Origin of the sequence: Alteromonas sp. MMG017, from assembly GCF_018100795.1 — a bacterium.
GTDB lineage: Bacteria > Pseudomonadota > Gammaproteobacteria > Enterobacterales > Alteromonadaceae > Alteromonas.
In genome coordinates this window covers 26310-50574 of record NZ_JAGJDY010000003.1, presented here as the reverse complement: position 1 = coordinate 50574, position 24265 = coordinate 26310, and the positions used below count along the sequence as shown (strand labels likewise).

Below are 24265 nucleotides of genomic sequence, written 5' to 3'. Positions count from 1 at the left end.
ACTTATTCGTCTCTGTCAGTGATAACGCGATTTCGACCGCTATTTTTAGCTTGATATAGCAAGTTATCAGCCCGTTCAAAAACGGCGTCTGGTGTGTCACCTTTTTTGAAAAATGAAGCGCCAAATGATGCCGTTATGGTGACTTTTTCTTGCTTAAATTTAAACGGTAAAGAGGCGAGTGTAGTTCTCATAGTTTCAAGCAAACTGGTGACTTTTTGCTTACTCATGCCTGGCAGAAGCAAAACAAATTCTTCACCGCCCCAACGGGCCATAAACGTGTTCTCTGTTAATTGTTGTTTAAGATTCTTGCCTACCACTTGTAGTGTTTTATCACCGGCGGCATGACCGAAACGGTCGTTGATTGACTTAAAGTGATCTATGTCGATGACGGCCACCGCCAAGTCATCGCCGTTATCTTGCCAAGACTGAACCGCCTTCGATAACTTTTCATTATAAGCTTGGCGGTTAGGCAAGCGGGTAAGCGGGTCGGTTTGACTGAGCATCATTTGTTCAGCCAGCTTCTTTTTATAGGTAAGCGTTTGCTTTTGTAGCTGCTCAATTCTGCTTTGCATTGAGCCAAGTAACCCCATTAATGACTCTTGGCCTTGAGAGTCTAACTGCGCTTGTTCATTCAATGTGCTGGCAATATTTTGAACACAGAATTGCGTATGCTCTTTAAGTGACTCCAAAGAGTCGCTGTGTGATACCGCTTCTTCAATACTTTCAATATGTGATTGCAACTGCGCATTACCAACTTGTCGCTGCTCAAACTGAGTGCGGCTGTTTTCCATACTAAGCTGAACGTCTCCGCCCATTTTGCCTAAGGAGTTATGCAAGCTTTGAATAACCTTGCCGGTTAAGCTGGCTTCAGCCATCGCGTCTTGCACTATCATTCGAAGAATAACAACACAGCTTTTCAGCAATTGGTCTTCCGACATGCCTTCCGTTAGTTTTTTCTGTATATCAACTAATTGACTATCATCAGGTTGGCGTTGGGCGTAGCTGGCAATAAGTTGGTTTAGTTCCTCTAAAATAGACTTATAAAGAGGGTTTACCGTATTGTCTTTATTGCTCTTTTTATTATTTTCTAGTGCAGGTGCTTCACCTTTACTATTTCCAACCGCAGGCTCACTTGCTGCGCTACTCGCCAATGCCGCATGATGTAACTCAATAGCTTGCTGGAACAGCTTGTAAATACTAAAAATATCCCCAACCGGCTGGTTCAGGGTTATCAATTGCTGTGTGGCTCGTTTTTGAAGTACTTGATCTTCAAACACGACTTTTTGAAGACGCTTAGTTGCACTTTCTAACAAGGCGACGGTTTCAATACTGTATTTTTTTAAAGTCAGTTCTTGATGTTGAAGCGCGCTATTAAGCTTATTGATGCTCACCGTGGCAAGAGTAAAGTTTGGCGTACCAGACAAATGCCCTCTCAATATTTGTAGTTCACTATCAATTTTGTCGGAAAAACCTTCATAAAAGGCAGACAAGCGAACGATAAATTGTGAAAGTAGCGTATTGTGTTGCTTGTAGGTTTGAAGCTGTTTGGCGTCCATAATCGTTGTTTACTCAACCTTAGGTGAAGTCATCCTGCACATTTAGTGATTTTTATTAAATCTGTGCGCTAAATTACTGGCGAGCTTGCCTTTTATTTGCATAGGGCGTTTCAAAATTTGAACGGAAAGGATTAATGTCGAGCCCTCCTCGCCTTGTGTAACGCGCGCATACTGTCAACTTCTCAGGTTGGCAGTGTTGCATAATGTCACAATAAATACGCTCTACACACTGTTCATGAAATTCATTGTGTTGCCTGAAGCTAATCAAATATTTCAGTAGCCCTTCATGATCTAAGCCTTTCCCTTCATAACGAATTTGCACACTTGCCCAGTCAGGCTGACTGGTAATAAGGCAATTCGATTTCAGCAAATGAGAAACCAAGGTTTCGGCTTTTTTATCGCTTGTTACTTTTAAGAGCGATGTGTCAGGCTCGTAAGTTTCAACAGCGATATCTAGTTCATCAAGCAGTACACCTTCAAATTCTTTGAATGTTAGTGTATTGAATTGATTGGGAAGCGTTAAGCTAACCATTACGGGTTCACCCGCACATTTTGACAGGTCTGATGCCAATGTGGCGTGCACATCCTCAGAGCTTTCAAAAGCGGTTTGATTAAAGCTGTTTAAATACAACTTGAATGATTTCGACTCTATGAGATTTGCCGAGGTGATAGGTACATAACATTCAAGCAAGGCTACGTTAGGCTTTCCCTTTTTGTTGAGCCAAGACAGCTCATACCCAGTCCATGTATCAATACCGGTAAAGGGCAGGGCGTTAGCATCCAACGATAACGTATCTCGGCTTAAGCTACGGGGCACGCCCTGAAGTAGGTCGGGGTTGTAATGAAATTCATATTCAACCTGCTTTCCCAATGAGAGATCTTTGGGGGCAGAAATAGAAATTTTATCGTTTGCCTTCGAAGTCATATTTACCTATATATTTTAACTGTTTTAGATGTGCCGTCTTACTTGAACTTGGCACCTTATACCTATAGTGTACCTCAAAAATATTGGTGTAACCCCATAATGGCCTTAACAATTAGTAATGAATTAACCCAACTTATCGGTGCATTCACTTCTCGCTACGAGGGCAGTGGTAGCCCGCTGACCATACCTTATGATAGTCAATGGCCCTCACCTTGCTACTTAAAGCAGGGAAATGAAGGAGAATTGGTACCGTGGGAGCCTAAGCGCCAAAGTGATACTCAGCATTCAGCGCTAAGTTTTAAGAATGTCGAAGAGGCATTGGACATTACGCTCAACGCAGATTTTTGTCAGTTCTTTACTCAATTCTTCAGTAATAATTTACCGGTAGTAGCTGAACATGGGTCTTGTGAGCTATTGCAAGTTTGGAATGAAGAAGACTTTGAACGGCTTCAACAAAACTTAATTGGGCACCTGTTAATGAAAAAGAGACTTAAGCAAGAGCCTACTCTCTTTTTCGCCTTAACCGATGAGGATGATTTTGTTTTAAGTGTGTTAAATAGCACTGGAGAAGTGGTATTAGAGCAAGTTGGGAGGCCACCTAAAAAAGTTATTTCGCCAAGCCTACCTGCATTTATCGCCACACTACGACCTGAATAAGGTCCTGTGTCATGCCGGTTAGAATATACACGGCATCTAATTGTTACCCATATTGGTAGCGCTGAAGTAGCTGGCACTGAAGAAAGAGGCGCTGAATGCGAGCAGCGTCATTGTCTATTAAGCGGTTCTGCTGTAATACGAGACTAGGCCCTTTTAAGGAGGGTCTATTAAGAGGGCTTAATAGATGCTTCTAGCCGCTGTTGTAGCACCGTCATTTGCTGTTCAAGCACTGCAACCCGCTTTGAAAGCGACGCAATTGTCTCTACGTCCTTCCCGTTAATAGATGCAGGATCAGATGCGCCATTGGCAGCATTGAAATGTTTAATAGCCTCAATAGCCTCTGTTACCGATGCTTTAAAAGGCGCTTTTGCTCTAAGTAGTGCAACAGAAGGCGAAGTCCCTTTTTGCACCATTTGCTGACATACAATCATTAATTTCTGCAGATTGTTATTTTGCAGTGACATTTCGTTGACCAATAAATTACAAGACGTTCAGCTTATCCATTCCAGATTGATTTCGCTAGGTTTTTTAACCAATAATTTGTGTCAAACTGACCATTAATTAAGGTAATAAACCACGCTTTATAAATACAACCACCACTAATTTAAAATAAACCTATTAAAATCAGCATCTTAAATAGTTGGTCTCATTCTTGATTACTCTATTGCATATAACAAAATTATAAACGATAAAAATCAGAGGAAACCACATGAAATCGATTATCTTACCGCTCGCATTAGCATCATCATTTTTACTTACGGGTTGCGTGGTATCTGTAGGTGGGGGAAGTGATAGCCATTACGGTACTGATGTAGAAGACCGAGAGTACAATAACCGCAAACATATCTCGAACCTTGAAAAAGGAATGAGCTATGAAAGCGTCTTAAGAAAAATGGGTGTGGCTGATTTCAACGAGCTTTATGAAAAGCAAGACGGTACCTATCGCGTATTGTTTTATCGTACTCAAAGAACCATGGGTGATGGCATAACAACGAAAGATGAATGTACCCCAATAGTATTTAAAGATAGTGGCCTAGTAGGTTGGGGTGATAGCGCTTACCACCTAATGAATTAAAGGTAACATTAATTTAACATCTTGGTGTTTTTACCGTAAAGTGACCATTAATTGGTCACTTTTTGCTTTCTGTGACTATAAATTCGTAGATTAATGAGGGCAGCACCCATGACAAATGACACCCTAACCGACAGCCAAGTGATGAATACGCAAGGGGGGGAGCAACCCACAGTCAATGACCCCATAGCCAATGACGCTATAGTCAATAAAGCAATGGAGCCACTAGTGTCTTCCCTTGAGTCTATCAAAGCAATTTACCTCGGCGTGGACGATTTGAAGGTTGCTGCTTCTATATTATTTAATGCGTACGTAGACGACCCACTTTTTAGCGACATATTTCAAGCTGAAAAAGAAGGTTATGAAAGCCGGTTGCGCTCTGCTATCAGAGAAGAGTTGAACGCTTTTTGGGTGGCAGAACAGCCTATTGTTGGGTTGTTCGATGGCGAGAGACTACTCGCGGTTGCTTGCCTTACCGCGCCAGATGCTGCATTTGGTTCTGGGCGTTACTGGCATTGGCGTTTGCGTATGTTACTTACCGCTGGCCTTTTTGGTACAAAGCAAATGCTAGAAAAAGAAGAAAAGGTACGCGCATTAGTTCCTGCTGTTAACTTTCATATGCTAAGTTTTATTGCCGTTCACCCTGATTATCAGCACCATGGACTCGGTCATACACTATTGGGTGCTATCGACAGTGTGGTGGAAGAAGATGCTAAAAGTGAAGGGGTAGCAGTGTTTGTTACAGTAGCTAAACATAAGCCCTTTTTTAACGACGATAACTATGACGTGGTGGGAGAGCTAAGCCTATCTCACGTGAAAGGAGATGTCATGTTTAGGCGAAAGCCTGCATAAAGTGTCATAAAAAATGCGCACACTGGGTTAAATTTTACGTCATTATTAATAAGGAAGTACGCTGATGCTAAGCGCGCAAGGAAGTTGCCTGTGTGGGGCTATTAACGTTGTTGCAGAGAATATTAATCCTAAATTCACAGTTTGCCATTGTGATTCTTGCAGACAGTGGGGCGGCTCGGCGCTGTTCGCATTACAATGCGGTACGCAGGTCAAATTTGAAGACACAACCTCCGCTGGCAATAATGTAAGCATTCATCAGTCGTCAGACTGGGCTTCTCGCGGTTTTTGTGGCAACTGTGGTTCCCACCTTTTTTATAGGCTTAATGAGACCGGCGAGTACAATATTCCTGTCGGTATATTTCAAGCACTAGATGGGCTGGAAATGGATATGCAGTACTTCAGCGATCAACGCCCACACTATTATTGCTTTTCGAATAAAACGAAAGAAATGACCAAGGCTGAAATCATGGCGTATTTTGCTCAAAAGTCTTAAGTTACTTGTATGCAATGCTCGCAACTTTTGTAAAAGCCAGAGCAAGCTATCCAGCGTCTCAACATTTAATTTTCGGGATCTCTTCCCAACGGGTAGTGGCTCTTTTCGTCAAAAAGTCTCTTTTCATGGCAAAATTTTGTTGAAAGCCCCTAGCGCCAAAATGCATCGTGTTTTTGCCATACCTAGTATTGGTACTATCAAGCACTGCCATTAATGCCGAGTTGTCTGTACTGGGCGTAAACAAATCGTCTTGGCGATGTGTCTCGTCGCAAATGTCCAACAGACCCACCCCCACTTTGTAATACCGCACGCCTGGAATAAACAGTTTATTGAGCGCTTCAGATGCTGCGTGAATAATATGTCGCGTATCATTGGTAGGCACAGCAAAGTTAGAAAGCGCCGATTGCTTTACATACCTGCCATCGTCATGAGGAGAATTGGCCGCAAAAAAGGTGGCGCTGTGAGCAAGGGAATGTTGAGCGCGGAGTTTTTTAGTGGCTATTTCAGCGTGGGTCGCTAACGCTGCTCTTAATTCATCTTGTGTGGTCACTCTATTTCCAAAACTACGGGTGCTATAAATTTCTTTTTTAGCGGGTCTTATTTCATCCCACGTCATTCTTAGTTCCCCTTGAAGTTCTCTAACGGTGTTCTCCAGCACAATAGAGAAATACTTACGCATTTTAGCGGGAGATTGTTGTGACAGTGTGTAGGCATTATTAATGCCCATGGCCATCAATCGTTTTTCCAAGCGCCCACCAATACCCCATACATCTGCTACTGCCATACGGGATAATAATGCCTGCTTTTCCTGTGGCGTATTAATAACCGCTGAACCTCGAAAACCGTCTAGCTTTTTTGCAGCGTGATTAGCGGCTTTAGCAAGAGTTGGAGTAGGACCAAACCCAACACCCACGGGAAGCTTTACCTCCCGCCAAATGGTTTTTCTTATCTCATACCCTAGGGCTAGCCATTCGCTATCGTTTAGGCGTGGCGAAAAGCGCATAAAAGCTTCATCAATACTGTACTCGTGCAATTCATCACAGAATTGCGCCATCACAGAAAACATTTTTGAAGACACGTCGGCATACAACTCATAGTTAGACGAGCACACAACAACCCCAGCTTTTTTGGCTTCCTCTTTTACCTGAAAGTAGGGAACAAACTTTTTAAATCCTAATCTTTTGGCGATAGGGCAGGCCGCGACCACACAGCCATCGTTATTACTCAAAACCATTACAGGTTTGTTTCGCAGGCTAGGGTTGTAGATTTTCTCTACTGATGCATACATGGACGTGACATCTACCAGCGCAAACACTACTCACCTCCTAGTCGGTGGGAAAGTTTTTTGTGAAGCCTAATAGAGCGCGTTACCACCCCTTCTATTGAAAACTCGTCGCCTTCTTTTAAAAAGTAAGGTTTGTACAATGGGGATGAAGAACGCAAGCAGCCGTGGCGTTTGTCTACACGCTTACACACGAACTCGCCGTTTAAGGTCGCCACAATAATGCACATGTCTAAAATGTCTTCAGCCCTTGAGACAATCAGTAGGTCGCCATCGTGAATGCCATCGTCCATCATCGACTTGCCTTGCGCGTAGCCAATGAAGGTAGCAGCCGGTTTGTCGATAAGGAGGGAGTCTAGACTCAAACCTAGCTCTGTATATTCTGCTGCTGGCGATTCGAAACCAACGATGCCCGCTTGCGCTGTGATAGGAATAAATTTAAGCATACACTTCTATGATACTGTTTATTTATACAGTATTTTAGTGGGTTCACACTCATCAATCAATCATAGTACATAAAATACACGTCTGAATGGCGCCTCTAATGGTCGACAAAATTCGCAATTGGTCATAATGACGACAAGCTTTGTACGACATTTCCTACAAAAGTGTAGGAAATGTGGTTTTTTTTTCGTGGTCCATATCTAGACTAAAGTCTAAGGTTGTTGATTTTTATAGTTTTTTTATTTTTAGATCATATTAACTCCTTATTTTCTCCTTAATTTATTGTAATTCTGCATAGCGGGAATTCTTGGTAGGGATATTATTAATGGCGTCACAGGGAAACACGATGAGTCAGGATGATTTTAAGGACAACCTTGGACAACTTAAGGAAGAGAATCCCTTAACAGGAGTGAGGGGAGAGGGAAAAGCAGGAAGCATCACAGGGATGATAAGCGCACCGGACGTGCTGAAATGGAATTACCAAAGGGACAAGCAAGGAAAGCGTAAGCGATAAGGAATTGCAACAGGAAGTAGAAAGGATTTGGCGAAGGATCGTCATAAAAAGGAAAGATATAGGATATATCGTAAAGGAAAGCTTGGAAGGCTTAAGCAGGGATAGTTTGCGCAGGATGCGTAAGAGCAAGGCAGCTCAGGAACGAACGGACCGCTTATGGATTGAGCAAGTTGCACAGGATGTGTAATGCAGAAAGGATGAAAGGATAGGAACACCAGCTTTTGCTGGCAAGGAACAGCCTTAGGATGAGGCCCCCACGTGTAGGATAGGTGGGATGTTAAGGATAAATGGAAAGGGACTTACGCAAGGATGGGTAACTCGCACTGGAACACGCGAGAGAAGATGGAAAGGGGCGTATATGGATTTTAATCGGGAAGATTTTAGTCGCAAAGGAACGCAGAGAGGGAAACTCAAAATTCCAGGAAAAGGGGTAGCAGAGAGGCTACCCCTTTTTTTGCGTAATTTTTAGCGTTACCACTAAAAACGTCAATTTTGCTAGGTGTTAATTTTACTAGCCATCCAGTGTTGTTCGGCACCGTTATTATTGTTAATGACTATTTGTATAGCGGGTGGCACAAGCCTGACAAACTTAATTTACCCTATGGGGTGGCAAGGTAGTTCTAATAATATGTTTACCTACCAATTCAACTTCTCCGCTGTATCTGTCTTCCCCATTGCCTGAAAACTCAAACACAAAAATGTTATGCCAATCGGGCTTACTGTAGTTGAAGGTAATGCGGGTTTTGGCTCTGGCGATACTGAGCAGTTGCAGTTGATTGTTTTTACAATACTGGCGCAAGTAACTATCGGTAAATTCCGAAATACTTCGTATGCGCCAAAACTGAAAGGCGACAAAGCCCAAGCCTAACCATAACGTTAATTCAAGAAGCGTCATTCATTATCCCTTGGTTTGCGAGAACAAAGTACCAATTGCGCTGGCAAGTAAGTCACTGCGTTCTGGGGTTCTTAGTATGCCTAGCACTAATTCACGTAACTGGGGTACTTGAACAAGATCTGAGAAGAAGCCGCGGAATACTTCGCCATTGTAGTTTTCTTTGCTATCAACCTCGGCAACCGCTTCAAAAAATAGTAACAATAATTTCTCGTCCATTTGTTGAAAATGGCGTGCGGCAATAACACTTAATATATCCAAGCGATTCAATTTCTTAGCTTCAAATTGCGAAACTAATTGCGTATAGATAGTGTCGTTTTTGGTTTCACAAGATAAACCACGTAGCGCAGCTAAACTCACTTCATCGCCGTCTAACACCGAAAGCATGCATTGGTTAAGTGGCTCAGATACGGTGGCAACTTCGGCCATTTCCATAAAAGCCCGTTGAAACGGTTCAGCAAAAAGCGAAAAGTTACTGAGCACACAGTCTTGCACTTCTTGCCCATTCTCCATGGTTTCTAGCCGAGTAACTACATCCGCAATCCCTTGTAAGGGAATATTTTGCCAATCAGCCACCTGAGGCGCTTTTACATAGGCGATAACGTGTTGTGCGCTGGCGCTAATGGGCTGGTTTAGCTTTGCACGAACCAGTGCGTTAAATTGCGCAAGTAATGACTGCGCAGGCACAAATGAATAGGGGTTATCTGGCAATGTATTGGCCGCTTCAGAGTCATCAGAAATAGATTGGCCTAGTGCATCAACGATAATTTGAAGGAAATGGTTTCGTGTAGCTGCAACAACCAACCCTTGCTCGTCCAGTGGCAATTTAATAAACCAAATATAGTGCTGGTTTGAGCTGTTCTTATTCCAAAAAACGATGCCGAACCACGCATGTTGCTGGCGAGGGAAGGGCGCAACGGTTGAACCATTCTCTATATCCAAAAACGCCTGATTGTCCAAAGCAGTGAGTCTTCGACCCATATCAAAAACAATATATTCTGTACCTGCATGCAATAAAAATTCGCTGATAGAGTTAATACTGTTTGCGTTCATTTCAGGCGTTCTCACTTCATAAAACTGATTTTAGGGCGCAAAGTTTAGCATATATTACCCGCCGACTGGCAAAGGCATTGTTCTTTTAAAGGCGCAAGCGGAATGCGTGCTGCCTCTGGTATACTGCCGCTCTGATTTACATGCCAAGCCGTTAACCCTGTTATGACGATGAAGTTGATAGAAGAATTCGAGCATCATTTAAATGCGCTAGAAGCTGCGCTGCGCCAAACGCAACGTTGGCCGAGCAAAGCACCTAGCGAAGCGCAATTAGCCAGTACTGCGCCTTTTGCTATTGATACCTTGTCTTTTTTCGAGTGGCTGGCCTATGTCTTTGTGCCTAAATGTCATCAGCTAATAGCAGTAGGCCAGTTACCAGGGAAGATGGCAATTTCGCCTGCAGCGCACATGTATGCGCCAGACTGTCCCGACCCTATCCTAGTTCAGTTGCTTGCACTTGATAAACTGACCGAACGCAATAAGAAGTAAATTATGCCTGAAGAATTTCCTTTAACCCAATGTGAAACCCCAAGTAAAAATGCTGGCAGTACGAGTGAGCAACCATATCCACCGCTCAATATTTTATATCAAGATGAGCATATCGTGGCCATCGATAAACCGCCTGGCTTATTAGTGCACAGAAGTCCTATCGACAGGCATGAAACGCGTTTTGCGGTGCAGACCTTAAGGGATCAGCTTAACAAGCATGTATTCCCCGCCCACCGATTAGACAGACCTACATCTGGTGTACTCTTGTTTAGCTTCGACAGTAAAACGGCAGCGCAGCTTGGCCAGCAGTTGATGAATAAGCAGGTACAAAAACAGTATCACGCTATTGTGCGTGGCTACGTTAAACACTCAGGGCTTATCGATTATGCGCTCAAATATCGCTACGATAAAATTGCCGATAAACACAAGCGCCCGCAACAGGCACCGCAACAAGCCACAACGGTATACGAAAGTTTAGCGAACTATGAGCTACCTTTCGCCGTAGGTAAATATGAAACCGCCCGCTATTCGTTGGTAAAGCTTTTGCCGTCCACAGGCCGTAAACATCAATTGCGGCGTCATATGGTGCATATTAGGCACCCTATATTGGGTGATACCACTCATGGCGATGGAAAACAGAACAAATTTTTGCAAACCCACTTTAGTTTTCAAAATTTGGCCTTAAGTTGTACGCAGATGGGTTTTTATCACCCGATAACCGGAAAGTGGCTATCGGTGTCTGTTAGAATGCATTCAGAAATGCAACGAGTGTTAAATGCGTGGCAAGAATATCAGGTTTAAGGTTTGGGCCATGAAAGTGTGCTGCCTAACCGGGAAACCCATACGATTTGAAAAGATGATGAGGAAGTAATGGCAACATTAAAAATTTTTGCAGGTACCGTGTATGGTAATGCGCAACATGTAGCAGAGCAGGTTGAAGAAAATCTTGCAGAGCAAGGCGTAGATTGCGAGCTTGAGAGCGACCCTTCAGTAAGCGACTTTACCGACGCTGACGCTATCTTATTGATTACTTCTACGACAGGCCAAGGCGATGTTCCACCAAATTTAGAGTTTGTTTTCTCTGATTTAAAAGATGAGTTTCCATTGCTAAATGACAAACCTTTTGCTGTTGCTGCGTTAGGTGACAGTAGTTATGGGGAAAGCTTTTGTGGTGCTGGTCGTCAATTCAACGAGTTGTTGTTAGAGCTGCAAGGCAAAGCGGTAGCTGATATGCTAGAAGTGGATGCCCTTGAAACCCTTGAACCTGAAGCCATGGTTATTGAGTGGGTTAACAGTATTAAAGGGCAGTTGGGCGTGTAACGCGTTTCGAATCAAATTTCGAAAAACAAAAAAGGGCGCTAAGCGCCCTTTTTTAATGCAAAACGTTTAATACGTGAATACAGACTTATTCAACACCGCGTAGTAGGGCATTAATTCCTACTTTAGCACGGGTTTTAGCGTCTACTTTCTTCACGATAATGGCAGCGTATAGGCTGTATTTACCGTCTGGGCTTGGCATGTTACCAGAAACCACTACTGAGCCCGCAGGTACGCGGCCATAATGTACTTCGCCGGTTTCACGATCATAAATACGGGTGCTTTGGCTAATGTAAACGCCCATTGAAATAACCGCGCCTTCTTCAACAATAACGCCTTCAACAATTTCAGAGCGTGCGCCAATAAAGCAGTTATCTTCAATGATAGTAGGGTTCGCTTGAAGTGGCTCTAAAACACCACCAATGCCTACGCCGCCAGATAAGTGAACGTTCTTACCGATTTGTGCGCAAGAACCCACCGTTGCCCATGTATCTACCATGGTGCCTTCATCAACGAATGCACCAATGTTTACGTACGAAGGCATAACAACCGCATTTTTACCCACGAAGGTACCAGTACGGACTGCAGCAGGAGGCACAATACGCGCGCCATCATTAGCAAATTGTTCAGCAGTATAGTTGCTGTATTTTAAAGGCACTTTGTCGTAGTAACGGCTTTCAGCGCCTTCAATAACGTCGTTGTTGTGTAGGCGGAAGAAAAGCAAAACGGCTTTCTTTAACCACTGATGAACAACCCATTCGCCCGCGATTTTTTCAGCTACACGCGCTTTACCGCTATTTAGCAATGCAATAGCATCGGCAACGGCTTGTTTCACTTCTGCTGGAGCAGAAGAAGGGCTAATGTTGTCGCGGTTTTCGAAGGCGTCTTCAATAATGGCTTTCAATTCATTCATGGTATCGTGATATCTTCAAGTTGATCGAGTTTAAACAAAATGCGCTTTTTCAAGCTCACTTGTTGTTCTTGGGTTAATGCTTTGCCAGCATCATTACTGACAATAAATATATCTTCTGCGCGCTCGCCGATAGTCGCAATTTTTGCCAGCTTTAAGGTGACATTGGTATCAACAAAAGCATGGCCAATTTTAGCCAAAATGCCGGGCGCGTCTAGTGCTTCTAACTCAACGAGTGTGGCTTCATCGCTCACACCGAAAAAGCGTACTTTAGTTGGCACGTCTAGCTGTTTCATTTGACGAGGTAGTTTACGCTTATTTTCGTGTGAACGGCCTGGTTTTTCAAGCTGGGTGCTAATCGCTTTTTCTAGCGATTGAATACGGGACTCAGATGTTAGCCTCGAACCATCATTTTCAAGCACCAACATACTGTCAAACACATAGCCATCGCGGGTTACGGTAACATGGGCATCGTGAATAGAGCAATTACGACTGTCTAATACGGAAGCTACTTGTGCAAATAAGGCTTTTCTATCTTTACCGAAAAGAAAAATTTCCGTGCCGCCTTTTGCACTGTTGTCATTGGCTTTAACGAGAAGCTGGTCGCTATTTGGTGTTAGCCAATCATCCTGAGCCTTAACGATTTCTTCAGTATGCCATGCAATTTGGGTGGGCTTGAATCGTACAAAATAGTCATCATCTAACCGCGCCCATAATCCATCAATCGATTCAGAGCTAACCCCGCGTTCGTGCAGAATTTGTTGCGCTTGATATTTGTGAGTGGTCACTCGCTCACTTAATGTTACTTGGCATTGTAACCCGTTATCTAATGCTTTTTGCGTCATTAAATAAAGTTCTCTGAGCAGAGATGCTTTCCAATCATTCCACAAATTATCGTTAGTTGCCCGAATGTCTGCAAGGGTAAGGGTATAAAGTAAATTTAAGTGGTTGTGGCTTCTTACCGCGCTAGCAAATTCACTGATAACGTCTGGGTCGTAAATGTCTCTGCGTTGTGCCACTACCGACATTAGCAGGTGGTTTTCCACTAGCCAGCTTATCATGGCCGCGTCGTTCGCCGGTACGTCATGCTGTTCACAGAACTTAGCAACATCAATCGCGCCTAGCGTTGAGTGGTCGCCGTTACGACCTTTAGCGATATCGTGAAATATAGCGGCAATATACAACACTTCTGGCTTGTCTAAATTACGACAGATGCGGCCGCAGCGTGGAAAATCTTTATTCTCTTTCGAGAAAAAGTAATTCACGTGCTTCACTAAGCGGTGTGTATGTTCATCCACTGTGTAGGCGTGAAACAAATCAAATTGCATCATCCCTACAATGGCATCCCACTCAGGTAAGTAAGCTTGTAAAATGCCGTACTGATGCATAATGTCCCAACCAAAATTAAAAAAGTCGGGTTGTTTAAGCAAGACCATGAGCTTTTCACGGCAGGCGGGGCGCTCTACAAAGTAAGCATTCTCAAATGCACGATGTGCGTTTCTTATTTGGCGAATACAAGTGGTGCTTAAACCTTGAACTTCAGGGGTATTAGTGACCACATTTAAAAAGTCTAAAAGGGCTTCTGGCGAAGAAAATGCATTTTCATGGCGAGGCGAAATCATATTATCGAGTAATTCGAAATCGTCGTTAATAATCGCGGTACGCTGAACACTCTGATTAAGCATGTCATACTTGAACCGTTGCAAAAGCATTTGATTCAATTCAGAAACTCGGGCAACGGTGCGGAAGAAGTCACGCATCATTTTTTCAACTGAGCTTTTTCCTTCTTCTCCATACCCCAACATGGTGGCAACATCAGGTTGGTAATCAAAAAGAAGGCGGTTTTCACTTCGCCCTGCAACCAGATGTAAGGCACAACGCATTTTCCACAAATGCATTCTACAGGTAATTAATTCGCTGTGTTCTTGCTCGGTAAAGTAACCGTGACCTACAAGGTTCCAGCCGTCATATTCTTTAAAGTGTTTTTTTGCTACCCAACCAATAGACTGGATATCCCTTAAGCAGCCTGGGTTTTCTTTGATGTTAGGTTCCAGGTTGTAGGCTGTACCGTTAAATTTAGCGTGACGTCGCTTTTGTTCATCGTACTTGGCCGAGAAAAACGCTTTACTCGTCCAAGAATTTCGCCCATTAACTTCATCCCATAGCTTTTCAAAAATAGATTCGCTGCCACAAAGCAGTCGACTTTCCACTAGGTTAGTAGCAATGGAGATGTCATCTTTTGCAAGGCTGACGGTTTCTTTGATGGTACGCACCGACTGACCCACATCAAGCTTAATATCCCAAAGCAACGTAATGAAACGACTGACTTTTTCTTGGGTAGTAGGCTTAAGGGTTCGTTTGCTCACTATCAGTAAATCGATGTCAGAATAAGGTTGAAGGTGCCCCCGTCCATAGCCACCTACAGCACATAATGCTAATTCACTTTCATTGTCTAAACCATAGAGGTGCCACAAGTGACACAAAAGGGCGTCAACAAATTGGGCACGCCCCGTGACAAGTTGGTTAACAGGAATACTATCGAATGACGCTTTTATCCATGCGTAGCTATCTTCCACACACGACTTGATGGCAACTAAGTCGTCAACCGACGTTATTTGATCAATATTTTTTATTAGGGATTGCAGCGTCAAATTACACCTTCTATGCGTACAGCTTTTTGAACACACCGAACCTTATCACGAAATGAAACGAAATCGCAGTGCCGATTAGTTGCATACCCAAGGTCTAATTGTGAATAAATATACAAAAATGTTATAGGTCTGCTGCGACTGTAGGATGTAATAAGAAGGCACTGTTTTCAAGACAGGCAAAATGATAGTTTAAAACAGCCAATGCATTAGCTTAAAAGAACAGCGCGGTAACTAGCATGCTGTCGCTTTTATAAAAAAGATTTGGCGTTACAATCGTAGCCAGTAATAGTAGCCACTAATAATAAAAAGGAAATAGAAAGGAATAAGAAAAGAAGGTGTAATAGAGGTAGAAAACATATAGCAACCAAACAAGGTTTACGCTGCTATATGTTTAGATATCCGCTATAAAACACTAGGCAAAGAGGTGTTTGTCGAAACTGACCAATGATTTGTCAGTGTGCGAAAATTTAGCTGTGCGAAATGACGCGTGGAAGGTCTTCTTCGTCACGCAGGGTTAGTACTTCTACACCGTCTTCAGTCACAAGTAAGGTATGCTCCCACTGTGCACTTAAACTTCTGTCTTTCGTTACCACGGTCCACTGATCAGGAAGAATTTTCGAGTAACGCTTACCGGCATTCACCATAGGTTCAATGGTAAAGCACATGCCTGCTTCAAGTACATCGCCAGTACCAGGTTTACCGTAATGCACAATTTGTGGCTCTTCATGGAAGCTAGCACCAATACCATGGCCGCAGTACTCGCGAACGATTGAATAGTTATGCGCTTCTGCGTGGGTTTGGCAAATATGACCAATATCACCCAGCGTCATGCCTGGTTTAACTTCTTTAATCGCTTTGTATAAACATTCTTGCGTAATGCGAGTTAGACGCTCAGCCAATATTGCAGGTTTACCTACTGTGAACATCTTTGAAGTATCGCCATGATAGCCATCTTTAATCACGGTGACATCGATATTGATAACATCACCATCTTTCAATTTTTTATCAGACGGAATGCCGTGGCAAATGCAATGGTTTACCGACGTACAAATTGATTTAGGAAAAGGCGGGTGACCATAGTTTAATGGCGCAGGTATAGCTTGCTGCTCATTAACAATATAATCATGGCATATCGTATTTAACTCATCTGTGGTCACACCCTTTTTCACATAGGGGCCAATCATAGTGAGTACATCGGCTGCTAGTTTTCCAGCAACGCGCATTTTTTCGATTTCTTCAGAGGTCTTAATAATAGCTGACACAGCGTCTCTCTATTCGTTTATTTAGGCCGTTACGCTACCGCTTGTAAAATAGGGCAGAGGTTAACGCGCAGAATTTATCTATATATAGGTATATTTTAGCCATTAGGATTGAATGTGTATAGGGGCAGTCTTAAAGAATGCAAGTAATGGCTAAACTGGCAGTAAAACTTGAGTGGATACGCTTAATATGGTATAAAGCGCGCGCCCTGACGGAATGCCCTCAAAAGCACTTGGTCAAAAGGGTAAATTAAATTTAATTAAAACACACATATACCAACACTGCGTATCGGGGTGTTCTACTTATTTTATAGGTGGGATCGATACAATGGGTATATGGAGGCCTAACCCCGAGAGGAAATTAAAATGGCAAATGTTTCTATGCGTGACATGCTGAAAGCCGGTGTGCATTTCGGTCACCAAACTCGTTACTGGAACCCTAAGATGAAACCTTACATCTTTGGCGCACGTAACAAAGTTCATATCATCAACCTTGAAAAAACAGTTCCACTTTTCAACAATGCTCTTAACTACCTATCAAGCGTAGCATCTAAGAAAGGGAAAATCCTTTTCGTAGGTACTAAGCGCGCTGCTGGCGATGCGGTAAAAGATGCAGCTGTTAAATGTGACCAGTTTTACGTTAACAAGCGTTGGTTAGGTGGTATGTTGACTAACTGGAAAACAGTTCGTCAATCAATCAAGCGTTTGAAAGAACTTGAGCAGAAAAGCCAAGACGGTACTTTCGAAAAGCTGACCAAAAAAGAAGCTCTTATGCTTCAGCGTGAAATGGAAAAGCTTGAAAACAGCCTTGGCGGAATCAAAAACATGGGCGGCTTACCAGACGCTATCTTTGTTGTTGATGCAGACCACGAGCACATTGCTATTACAGAAGCACGTAACTTGGGTATCCCAGTAGTTGGTGTTGTGGATACTAACTCTAACCCAGATGGTGTTGATTACATCATTCCTGGTAACGACGATGCAATCCGCGCAGTTCAACTATACTTGGACGCCGCTGCTGACGCTGTAATCTCTGGTCGCGAAAGCAACCTAGAAGTACAAGCTGAGCAAGACGACTTCGTAGAAGCAGCAGAGTAATTCTGTTCGCTTTACTGTCATATCAAAAGCATATGATAGTGCAACAATACGAAACGTATTGAGAGGGGCGATAACGCCCCTTTTACCTAACCGAATTTATATTTATTGCTGAGGAATTGAAAAATGGCAGTGACTGCAGCACTAGTTAAAGAACTGCGCGAGCGTACAGGCGCAGGTATGCTGGATTGTAAGAAAGCCCTGGTTGAAACGGATGGCGACATTGAGCTAGCCATTGAAAACATGCGTAAATCAGGCCAAGCGAAAGCAGCTAAAAAAGCAGGCCGTATCGCAGCTGAAGGTGTAATCCTTACTAAAGTTCAAGACGGTCGTGCGACTATGCTTGAAATCAACTGTGAAACAGATTTCGTAGCACGTGACGAAGGTTTCCTTAAGTTTGGTAACGAGTTGCTAGAAATAGCAGCAGCGAACAACATCAACGATATCGACACGTTGAATGCGTCTGAACTTAACGGTGCTAAAGTAAGCGACGTTCGCGACACATTAGTAGCGAAAATCGGTGAAAACATCTCTCCTCGTCGCGTTATTAACGTGGAAGGCGATACATTGGGTGCATACGTGCACGGCGGTCGTATCGGCGTAATCTCAATTCTTACTGGTGGCAGCGAAGAGTTGGCTAAAGACATTGCAATGCACGTTGCAGCGGCTAGCCCTCAGTTCGTTAAGCCTGAAAATGTTCCAGCTGAAGTTGTTGAGAAAGAGAAAGAAATCCAAATCGGTATTGCAATGCAGTCTGGTAAGCCAGCTGATATCGCAGAGAAGATGGTTGCAGGCCGCATGAAGAAGTTTACTGGTGAAGTAAGCTTGACTGGTCAGCCTTTCGTTAAAGATCCTTCAATCAGCGTTGCTGAGTTGCTTAAAAACAACTCTGCTGATGTTGTTAACTTCGTACGTTTCGAAGTGGGTGAAGGTATCGAGAAGAAAACTGAAGACTTCGCAGCAGAAGTTGCAGCACAAATGGAAGCGGCCAAGAAATAATTGGGCGTTTATCTTTTGCATTGTGCTAATGTCAGATAAACTACAAGGCACCTCTTCGGAGGTGCTTTTTTATAGCTAGTACCCGCGAGTTACCGTTTTGCTAGGATAATTTAATTCGCAGAGCGGTAAAATCTTTAAACGTTTACGAAAGCATTTTGTCCTATTCTTTTTACCTGCGAAGGCAGTGTGCAAACAATAGAAAAGCATAAGACAAAATGGGTTTACGAGGACATATCGAATAATGAGTATCACACCGAAATCAGCATATCGACGCATTCTGTTAAAGCTAAGTGGCGAAGCCCTTATGGGCGAAGAAGGCTTTGGCATCGATCCTAAAGTACTTGACCGTATGGCCCAAGAAATCAAAGAACTTGTTGAACTAGGTGTTCAAGTAGGTTTGGTTATTGGTGGCGGTAACTTGTTCCGCGGCGAAGGGCTTGCAAAAGCGGGCATGAACCGCGTTGTAGGCGACCACATGGGTATGCTAGCTACCGTAATGAACGGCTTAGCCATGCGTGATGCTCTGCATCGTGCCTTTGTTAATGCGCGTATGATGTCAGCTATTCCGTTAAATGGCGTGTGCGATGCTTACAACTGGGCAGAAGCAATTAGCTTATTAAAATCTGGCCGCGTGGTTATCTTTTCAGCGGGCACAGGCAATCCTTTTTTCACAACCGATTCAGCCGCATGTCTACGCGGAATCGAAATCGAAGCCGATGCCGTACTAAAAGCCACAAAAGTTGATGGCGTTTATAGCGATGATCCAGTTAAGAACCCAGACGCTACTTTATATGATCAACTTTCTTATCAAGAAGTACTTGAGAAAGAACTTAAAGTGATGGACCTGTCAGCGTTCACACTTGCTAGAGATCACAGCTTACCTATTCGTGTATTTAACATGAACGAAGCAGGTTGTTTGAAACGTGTTGTTATGGGTGAGCAAGTTGGCACCCTAATTTGTCACGCTGACAATAGTTAATTAAGAAAATAGGAAATATAACGTGATTGATGAAATTGAATTAGATGCGCAAGAGCGTATGGATAAAAGCATCAGTGCACTTAAAGGCCAGTTTAGCAAAATTCGCACAGGCCGTGCTCATCCAAGCTTATTAGATGGCATTATGGTACCTTACTACGGTACAGATACACCGCTTAAGCAAGTGGCTAACGTCATTGCGGAAGATAGCCGTACATTGGCACTGACTGTTTTTGATAAAAGTGCTATTCAAGCTGTTGAAAAAGCCATTATGCAGGCAGATTTGGGATTAAACCCAATGAGCGCTGGTGGTTCTATTCGAATTCCACTTCCTCCGCTTACTGAAGAGCGTCGTAAAGATCTTATTCGCGTAGTGCGCAATGAAGCAGAAAACGGTCGAGTTTCAATTCGAAATATCCGCCGCGATGCCAACAGCGACGTAAAAGAATTACTTAAAGAGAAAGAAATCAGCGAAGATGAAAGCCGCGCAGCGGAAGAAAATATTCAGTCTTTAACGAATGACTTCATTAAGAAAGTTGACGGCATGCTTGCTGTTAAAGAAAAAGAACTGATGGAAGTGTAACAAGTATTATGATTGGGAAGCGGTCAAACGCAGCCAAAACGACTGATACAGTAGGGCCAGCATCCGTTGCTGGCCCTAAACATGTTGCCATCATTATGGATGGCAATGGTCGTTGGGCGCAAAAGAAAGGGAAAATTCGTACCTTCGGGCACAAGGCAGGTGTTGAGTCTGTTCGAGCAGTGGTACGCTTTGCTCGTCAAACTGGTATTGAGTCTTTAACCTTGTTCGCTTTTTCAAGTGAAAACTGGAAGCGACCTGAAGAAGAAGTCAGTGTATTGATGGAACTGTTCAATTTAGTATTAAACAGTGAAGCCAAACGACTCCATAAAAATGGCGTTCGCTTAAAAGTGATAGGCGATTTAAGCGCTTTTGATAGCAAGTTAGTTGGAAAAATCCGCAAAGCGGAAGAAATGACTTCTGGCAATAACGATCTTGTCCTTAATATTGCAGCCAATTACGGCGGCAGATGGGACATTGTTAATGCCGCAAAAGAAGTGGCTGAAAAAGTTAAGCAAGGCGAAATGTCACTTCAAGACATTAATGAGGAAGTTTTTAATCAACATACCTCTACAGCAAGCCTTCCTGAACTCGATCTTCTTATACGCACAGGTGGTGAACACCGAATCAGCAACTTTTTATTATGGCAGTGTGCGTACGCCGAATTATATTTTACCGATGTGCTATGGCCAGACTTCAATGAAGATGTTTTTCAATTAGCCGTAGATGATTTTAATGTTCGCCAACGACGATTCGGTCTTACCGGTGAACAAATTGATACTGCCAGCAGCTAACTCTATGCAGGCAGGCATCAGGGCAGGCCTGAGCACAGGAGCCGAGAGCCAATTATGCTAAAACAAAGAATAATAACAGCGTTAATTCTCGCGCCTTTGGCGCTATTTTCCATACTGTTTCTGCCTATCTTCTGGTTTGAAATTGCGATTTCCGGTGTGGTTGCCATAGGGGCTTATGAATGGGCTAATATGTCCGGCATATGTGAGCGCCCTAAAAAAATACTCTTTATGGCAGCAGCATTCGCTATCTGCATCAGCTTATCTTTTATTGTCGATACCAGCGTTATTTGGTATCAAGGCCAGCTTCACGATTTATATCACGGTATTTTAGGTGTAGCGGTAGTGTGGTGGATAGTGTCTCTATTCATGGTATTAGCCTATCCTAAATATACTAAGTTTTGGCGTGAAAGCCGCAGTGTACGTACCGTGTTCGGCTTACTGACCTTAATTCCAACTTGGGTGGCGGTGATTGCCCTTCGTACCAGTTTGCACGATGTCGACCCCTTTTATGGCGCATCACTTATCTTCTACGTGTTAGGTATTGTGTGGGCGGCAGATATAGGTGCTTTCTTCGTTGGCGTTAAATTTGGTCGCCATAAGCTCCGTCCTAATGTTTCTCCGGGTAAAAGCTTAGAAGGTCTTTTAGGTGGCATCGCTGCTTCATTTGCCATTATCGCTTTTGCTGCATTGCACTACCAAGTTGAGCCTTCTCGTATTTGGTTACACCTCATTATTGGTGGCGTTACCGTAGCAGTTTCAGCATTAGGTGACCTAAACGAAAGCATGCTAAAACGCTGCGCTGGCATTAAAGACAGTGGAAAAATCTTGCCTGGACACGGCGGGGTTTTAGACAGAATAGATAGCTTAACCGCTGCATTCCCAGTCTTTGCATTCTGTTATGTAACGTGGATGGCGTGATGCAAACCGTTACTGTTTTAGGGGCAACCGGTTCTATTGGTTGCAATACCCTCGATGTTATTAATCGCCACCCTGAAAAATACCGCACCTTTGCCATCACCGGCAATGGTCAGCTTGAATTGCTTATGCAGCAAGCGCAAAAGTGTTCTCCTCGATTCGTTGTGGTAGCTGATGAAGCTAGGTACAAAGAGGCTTGTGCGCTGGCGACAGAATACAATATTTCCGCTGAAATACTTTGCGGCGCTAAAGCATTAGAAGACGTATCTTGTGCAGCCGAAGTCGATACCGTGATGGCAGCCATAGTAGGGGCGGCAGGTTTGCTTCCTACATTAGCGGCAGTGAAAGCGGGCAAAAAGGTTTTACTAGCAAATAAAGAAGCGCTAGTGATGTCTGGTGCGTTATTTATTGATGCTGCTACACAAAGCGGTTCTGAAATTTTACCTATAGACAGTGAGCATAACGCTATTTTTCAATGCCTCCCTCAAGGTTACGAGTATGGGGAATTGGAGAAGGCGGGTATTAGCAAGATTTTGCTAACAGGCTCAGGAGGCCCTTTCAGAGAACGCGATTTAAGTTCCTTCAATGCTATTACGATTGATGAAGCGAGTAGCCACCCTAACTGGTCTATGGGGCGTAAAATCACGATAGATTCGGCCACTATGATGAACAAAGGGCTTGAGTTTATTGAAGCTTGCTGGTTATTTGGTGCATCGCCAGACGACATTCAAGTAGTGGTTCATCCACAAAGTTTTATTCATTCAATGGTGCAATATATAGATGGTTCGGTTATTGCGCAGCTGGGTAATCCAGACATGCGTACACCAATCGCCTATGGTCTTGCCTATCCTTCTCGTATTGATGCTGGTGTGAAGCCGTTAGATTTTTCTGATTTGGCCAATTTCAGCTTTGAAACCCCTTGTTTTACACGCTATCCAAACTTAAAGTTAGCCATCGATGCATGCCGAGAAGGGCAAGCGGCTACCACCCGTCTGAATGCCGCTAATGAAATAGCGGTAGCCTCTTTCCTAGAGGGCAAAATAGGATTTACGGATATAGCAGTCGTTAATGAAGAAACCTTAAATAAAATGGAACCGGTAACTGTTTCATCTATCCAACAAATCCTTGAACAGGATACTGCGGCTCGTGCGGTTGCAGACCAAGTCATTAGAGGTAAGTTCACGTGTTAGGATTTTTATGGAGCTTAGGTGCATTCATCGTAACGCTCGGCATATTAGTGGCTGTCCATGAGTGGGGCCATTTTTATATTGCCCGTCGCTGTGGTGTGCAAGTTGAGCGTTTTTCTATTGGATTTGGCAAGCCGCTTTGGCGCAAAACCAGTAAGGCTGGCACCGAATATGTTATTGCCATGATCCCGCTCGGTGGTTATGTACGCATGCTTGATGGGCGTATAGATGATGTGCCCCCAGAATTAGAACACAAAGCGTTTAACCATAAGCCGGTATTACAGCGAATGGCCATTATTTTTGCAGGCCCTGCGGTGAATTTTATCTTTGCCGTTTTTGCGTTGTGGCTAATGTACTTAGTTGGCCTTCAAACAGTGAAGCCGATTATTGGAAGCATTGAACCTGAAAGTATTGCGGCTCAGGCTGGAATTAATCAGGGCGATGAAGTGATTAAAGTGGGAAGTCGCAGCACCCCAGATTGGGAAGCAGTGAACCTTGAAATGGTGTCTCATGTTGGACAAGAATCTGCGCTAGTTACCGTTTTAACCCAAGACAAAAAAGAGAAAGAAGTAACATTTACAATTAAAGGTTGGAACTTTGACTCTGATAACGAGTCTCCTTTAAGCAGTCTAGGAATAACTCCTTTTCGACCAAATCCAACGCTAGAGGTTGGTTTTGTTGGAGAGGACAGTGCAGCGCAAGAGGCCGGTTTACAAACAGGTGATAAATTACTCGCATTAAATGGCGACGAATTAACCACTTGGCAGGCCTTAGTTGATGTGATTGTTGAAAGCCCTGGTGAATCGGTTGATTTGTCGATTGAAAGGGATGGACAACCCCAGCAACTGCGTGCAACGATAGCGCGCCGCGATACACCAGAGGGTCAAACTGGGTATTTAGGGGTAAGTCCAACGTTTGAACCTTGGCCTGAAGGGTATGTGTTTACTCATCAATATGGCATAGTAGAGGCAGTTGGAAGAGCGTTAGATAAAACGTGGCGCTTAATGACACTCAGTGTTGATATGATAGGCAAGTTATTCACCGGTGATGTATCGGTGAAAAACTTAAGTGGGCCTATATCCATTGCTCAAGGAGCTGGAACCAGTGCCGGATACGGCTTGGCTTACTTTTTGAGCTTTCTTGCCTTAATTAGTGTGAGTTTAGGCATAATTAATTTACTACCCTTGCCAATGCTAGATGGTGGTCACCTAATGTTTTACATTGTGGAATGGCTTACCGGCAAGCCTGTGCCTGACGCGGTACAGGAGTGGGGTTACAGAATCGGTGGCGTGCTTCTGTTTATGATAATGGGTATCGCTATTATGAACGATATTGCTCGCATAGCCTGATGAAAGT

At 43.5% G+C, this 24265-nt stretch carries 26 protein-coding genes; 16 read left to right on the top strand and 10 right to left on the bottom strand.

Annotation, left to right across the window (positions count from 1 at the left end):
- Positions 1–2: 2 nt before the first annotated feature.
- Complete coding sequence (locus J8L84_RS04990; RefSeq protein WP_211069732.1) at positions 3–1556, bottom strand: GGDEF domain-containing protein; 1554 nt, start codon at positions 1554–1556, stop codon at positions 3–5.
- A 73-nt stretch (positions 1557–1629) separates the two neighbouring features.
- On the bottom strand, positions 1630–2481 hold the full coding sequence (gene queF / locus J8L84_RS04985) for an NADPH-dependent 7-cyano-7-deazaguanine reductase QueF (RefSeq protein ID WP_211069731.1): 852 nt from the start codon (positions 2479–2481) through the stop codon (positions 1630–1632).
- A gap of 99 nt (positions 2482–2580) precedes the next feature.
- Here queF and syd point away from each other — a divergent pair, with 99 nt between their 5' ends.
- Entirely contained in the window at positions 2581–3138 is a 558-nt protein-coding gene (syd, locus tag J8L84_RS04980; protein ID WP_211069730.1) for a SecY-interacting protein, read from the top strand.
- 167 nt (positions 3139–3305) lie between these two features.
- On the opposite strand, the gene J8L84_RS04975 is transcribed toward syd, so the two are convergent.
- Entirely contained in the window at positions 3306–3602 is a 297-nt protein-coding gene (locus tag J8L84_RS04975; protein WP_211069729.1) for a hypothetical protein, read from the bottom strand.
- A 245-nt stretch (positions 3603–3847) separates the two neighbouring features.
- Here J8L84_RS04975 and J8L84_RS04970 point away from each other — a divergent pair, with 245 nt between their 5' ends.
- From J8L84_RS04970 to J8L84_RS04960, 3 genes are all read left to right on the top strand, one after another.
- Positions 3848–4213 carry a DUF3192 domain-containing protein gene (locus tag J8L84_RS04970; RefSeq protein WP_211069728.1) on the top strand — a complete coding sequence of 122 codons (366 nt, stop codon included), beginning with the start codon at positions 3848–3850 and terminating at the stop codon, positions 4211–4213.
- 213 nt (positions 4214–4426) lie between these two features.
- On the top strand, positions 4427–5062 hold the full coding sequence (locus J8L84_RS04965) for a GNAT family N-acetyltransferase (RefSeq protein ID WP_211070026.1): 636 nt from the start codon (positions 4427–4429) through the stop codon (positions 5060–5062).
- A gap of 64 nt (positions 5063–5126) precedes the next feature.
- A complete protein-coding gene (locus tag J8L84_RS04960) occupies positions 5127–5555 on the top strand; it encodes a GFA family protein (RefSeq protein WP_211069727.1) in 429 nt (142 codons plus the stop codon).
- A gap of 58 nt (positions 5556–5613) precedes the next feature.
- Here the strand turns inward: J8L84_RS04960 and J8L84_RS04955 are convergent, their stop codons facing one another.
- Entirely contained in the window at positions 5614–6870 is a 1257-nt protein-coding gene (locus J8L84_RS04955) for a Y-family DNA polymerase (protein ID WP_211069726.1), read from the bottom strand.
- On the bottom strand, positions 6870–7283 hold the full coding sequence (locus tag J8L84_RS04950; protein WP_211069725.1) for a S24 family peptidase: 414 nt from the start codon (positions 7281–7283) through the stop codon (positions 6870–6872). Before J8L84_RS04950 ends, J8L84_RS04955 begins: the two co-directional genes overlap by 1 nt.
- A 344-nt stretch (positions 7284–7627) precedes the next feature.
- Between J8L84_RS04950 and J8L84_RS04945 the strand changes: the two genes are divergently transcribed.
- A complete protein-coding gene (locus J8L84_RS04945; protein ID WP_211069724.1) occupies positions 7628–7795 on the top strand; it encodes a hypothetical protein in 168 nt (55 codons plus the stop codon).
- A gap of 589 nt (positions 7796–8384) precedes the next feature.
- Here the strand turns inward: J8L84_RS04945 and J8L84_RS04940 are convergent.
- Together J8L84_RS04940 and J8L84_RS04935 are read right to left on the bottom strand one after the other, a co-directional pair.
- Positions 8385–8690 carry a DUF3301 domain-containing protein gene (locus tag J8L84_RS04940; RefSeq protein WP_013785197.1) on the bottom strand — a complete coding sequence of 102 codons (306 nt, stop codon included), beginning with the start codon at positions 8688–8690 and terminating at the stop codon, positions 8385–8387.
- A 3-nt stretch (positions 8691–8693) separates the two neighbouring features.
- A complete protein-coding gene (locus J8L84_RS04935) occupies positions 8694–9740 on the bottom strand; it encodes a DUF3549 family protein (RefSeq protein ID WP_211069723.1) in 1047 nt (348 codons plus the stop codon).
- A gap of 162 nt (positions 9741–9902) precedes the next feature.
- Here J8L84_RS04935 and J8L84_RS04930 point away from each other — a divergent pair, with 162 nt between their 5' ends.
- The 3 genes from J8L84_RS04930 to J8L84_RS04920 all read left to right on the top strand — a co-directional run bounded on the left by J8L84_RS04930 (position 9903) and on the right by J8L84_RS04920 (position 11546).
- A complete protein-coding gene (locus J8L84_RS04930) occupies positions 9903–10226 on the top strand; it encodes a YqcC family protein (protein ID WP_211069722.1) in 324 nt (107 codons plus the stop codon).
- Between the two features lie 3 nt (positions 10227–10229).
- Positions 10230–11027, top strand: a complete 798-nt coding sequence (gene truC / locus J8L84_RS04925) for a tRNA pseudouridine(65) synthase TruC (protein ID WP_211069721.1) — start codon at positions 10230–10232, stop codon at positions 11025–11027.
- 69 nt (positions 11028–11096) lie between these two features.
- Positions 11097–11546, top strand: a complete 450-nt coding sequence (locus J8L84_RS04920; protein WP_211069720.1) for a flavodoxin — start codon at positions 11097–11099, stop codon at positions 11544–11546.
- 85 nt (positions 11547–11631) lie between these two features.
- On the opposite strand, the gene dapD is transcribed toward J8L84_RS04920, so the two are convergent.
- The 3 genes from dapD to map all read right to left on the bottom strand — a co-directional run bounded on the left by dapD (position 11632) and on the right by map (position 16366).
- Positions 11632–12456: a 2,3,4,5-tetrahydropyridine-2,6-dicarboxylate N-succinyltransferase gene (gene dapD, locus J8L84_RS04915; protein WP_013785192.1), complete on the bottom strand. Its 825-nt coding sequence runs from the start codon at positions 12454–12456 to the stop codon at positions 11632–11634.
- Entirely contained in the window at positions 12453–15104 is a 2652-nt protein-coding gene (gene glnD, locus J8L84_RS04910; RefSeq protein WP_211069719.1) for a [protein-PII] uridylyltransferase, read from the bottom strand. The genes dapD and glnD overlap by 4 nt, the downstream gene beginning before the upstream one ends.
- A 467-nt stretch (positions 15105–15571) precedes the next feature.
- Complete coding sequence (gene map / locus J8L84_RS04905; RefSeq protein ID WP_211069718.1) at positions 15572–16366, bottom strand: type I methionyl aminopeptidase; 795 nt, start codon at positions 16364–16366, stop codon at positions 15572–15574.
- A gap of 363 nt (positions 16367–16729) precedes the next feature.
- On the opposite strand from map, the gene rpsB reads away from it, so the two are divergent.
- The 8 genes from rpsB to rseP all read left to right on the top strand — a co-directional run bounded on the left by rpsB (position 16730) and on the right by rseP (position 24258).
- Positions 16730–17461, top strand: a complete 732-nt coding sequence (rpsB, locus tag J8L84_RS04900; protein ID WP_211069717.1) for a 30S ribosomal protein S2 — start codon at positions 16730–16732, stop codon at positions 17459–17461.
- Between the two features lie 123 nt (positions 17462–17584).
- Complete coding sequence (gene tsf, locus J8L84_RS04895) at positions 17585–18457, top strand: translation elongation factor Ts (protein WP_013785188.1); 873 nt, start codon at positions 17585–17587, stop codon at positions 18455–18457.
- Positions 18458–18698: 241 nt separating this feature from the next.
- Entirely contained in the window at positions 18699–19436 is a 738-nt protein-coding gene (gene pyrH, locus J8L84_RS04890; protein WP_013785187.1) for a UMP kinase, read from the top strand.
- A gap of 22 nt (positions 19437–19458) precedes the next feature.
- A complete protein-coding gene (gene frr / locus J8L84_RS04885) occupies positions 19459–20016 on the top strand; it encodes a ribosome recycling factor (protein ID WP_013785186.1) in 558 nt (185 codons plus the stop codon).
- An 8-nt stretch (positions 20017–20024) separates the two neighbouring features.
- Positions 20025–20807 carry a polyprenyl diphosphate synthase gene (gene uppS, locus J8L84_RS04880; protein WP_211069716.1) on the top strand — a complete coding sequence of 261 codons (783 nt, stop codon included), beginning with the start codon at positions 20025–20027 and terminating at the stop codon, positions 20805–20807.
- A gap of 54 nt (positions 20808–20861) precedes the next feature.
- Positions 20862–21725, top strand: coding sequence for a phosphatidate cytidylyltransferase (locus tag J8L84_RS04875; RefSeq protein WP_057793430.1), 864 nt, complete (start codon positions 20862–20864; stop codon positions 21723–21725).
- Entirely contained in the window at positions 21725–22912 is a 1188-nt protein-coding gene (gene ispC, locus J8L84_RS04870) for a 1-deoxy-D-xylulose-5-phosphate reductoisomerase (RefSeq protein ID WP_211069715.1), read from the top strand. The genes J8L84_RS04875 and ispC overlap by 1 nt, the downstream gene beginning before the upstream one ends.
- On the top strand, positions 22906–24258 hold the full coding sequence (gene rseP, locus J8L84_RS04865; RefSeq protein ID WP_211069714.1) for a sigma E protease regulator RseP: 1353 nt from the start codon (positions 22906–22908) through the stop codon (positions 24256–24258). The genes ispC and rseP overlap by 7 nt, the downstream gene beginning before the upstream one ends.
- Positions 24259–24265 lie beyond the last annotated feature (7 nt).

Bases quoted from the DNA above. Each gene is read 5' to 3' on its own strand.
- J8L84_RS04990 (WP_211069732.1), bottom strand. From the start codon at position 1,556: ATGGACGCCAAACAGCTTCAAACCTACAAGCAACACAATACGCTACTT.
- queF (WP_211069731.1), bottom strand. From the start codon at position 2,481: ATGACTTCGAAGGCAAACGATAAAATTTCTATTTCTGCCCCCAAAGAT.
- syd (WP_211069730.1), top strand. From the start codon at position 2,581: ATGGCCTTAACAATTAGTAATGAATTAACCCAACTTATCGGTGCATTC.
- J8L84_RS04975 (WP_211069729.1), bottom strand. From the start codon at position 3,602: ATGTCACTGCAAAATAACAATCTGCAGAAATTAATGATTGTATGTCAG.
- J8L84_RS04970 (WP_211069728.1), top strand. From the start codon at position 3,848: ATGAAATCGATTATCTTACCGCTCGCATTAGCATCATCATTTTTACTT.
- J8L84_RS04965 (WP_211070026.1), top strand. From the start codon at position 4,427: ATGGAGCCACTAGTGTCTTCCCTTGAGTCTATCAAAGCAATTTACCTC.
- J8L84_RS04960 (WP_211069727.1), top strand. From the start codon at position 5,127: ATGCTAAGCGCGCAAGGAAGTTGCCTGTGTGGGGCTATTAACGTTGTT.
- J8L84_RS04950 (WP_211069725.1), bottom strand. From the start codon at position 7,283: ATGCTTAAATTTATTCCTATCACAGCGCAAGCGGGCATCGTTGGTTTC.
- J8L84_RS04945 (WP_211069724.1), top strand. From the start codon at position 7,628: ATGAGTCAGGATGATTTTAAGGACAACCTTGGACAACTTAAGGAAGAG.
- J8L84_RS04940 (WP_013785197.1), bottom strand. From the start codon at position 8,690: ATGACGCTTCTTGAATTAACGTTATGGTTAGGCTTGGGCTTTGTCGCC.
- J8L84_RS04935 (WP_211069723.1), bottom strand. From the start codon at position 9,740: ATGAACGCAAACAGTATTAACTCTATCAGCGAATTTTTATTGCATGCA.
- J8L84_RS04930 (WP_211069722.1), top strand. From the start codon at position 9,903: ATGACGATGAAGTTGATAGAAGAATTCGAGCATCATTTAAATGCGCTA.
- truC (WP_211069721.1), top strand. From the start codon at position 10,230: ATGCCTGAAGAATTTCCTTTAACCCAATGTGAAACCCCAAGTAAAAAT.
- J8L84_RS04920 (WP_211069720.1), top strand. From the start codon at position 11,097: ATGGCAACATTAAAAATTTTTGCAGGTACCGTGTATGGTAATGCGCAA.
- dapD (WP_013785192.1), bottom strand. From the start codon at position 12,456: ATGAATGAATTGAAAGCCATTATTGAAGACGCCTTCGAAAACCGCGAC.
- rpsB (WP_211069717.1), top strand. From the start codon at position 16,730: ATGGCAAATGTTTCTATGCGTGACATGCTGAAAGCCGGTGTGCATTTC.
- tsf (WP_013785188.1), top strand. From the start codon at position 17,585: ATGGCAGTGACTGCAGCACTAGTTAAAGAACTGCGCGAGCGTACAGGC.
- pyrH (WP_013785187.1), top strand. From the start codon at position 18,699: ATGAGTATCACACCGAAATCAGCATATCGACGCATTCTGTTAAAGCTA.
- uppS (WP_211069716.1), top strand. From the start codon at position 20,025: ATGATTGGGAAGCGGTCAAACGCAGCCAAAACGACTGATACAGTAGGG.
- J8L84_RS04875 (WP_057793430.1), top strand. From the start codon at position 20,862: ATGCTAAAACAAAGAATAATAACAGCGTTAATTCTCGCGCCTTTGGCG.
- ispC (WP_211069715.1), top strand. From the start codon at position 21,725: ATGCAAACCGTTACTGTTTTAGGGGCAACCGGTTCTATTGGTTGCAAT.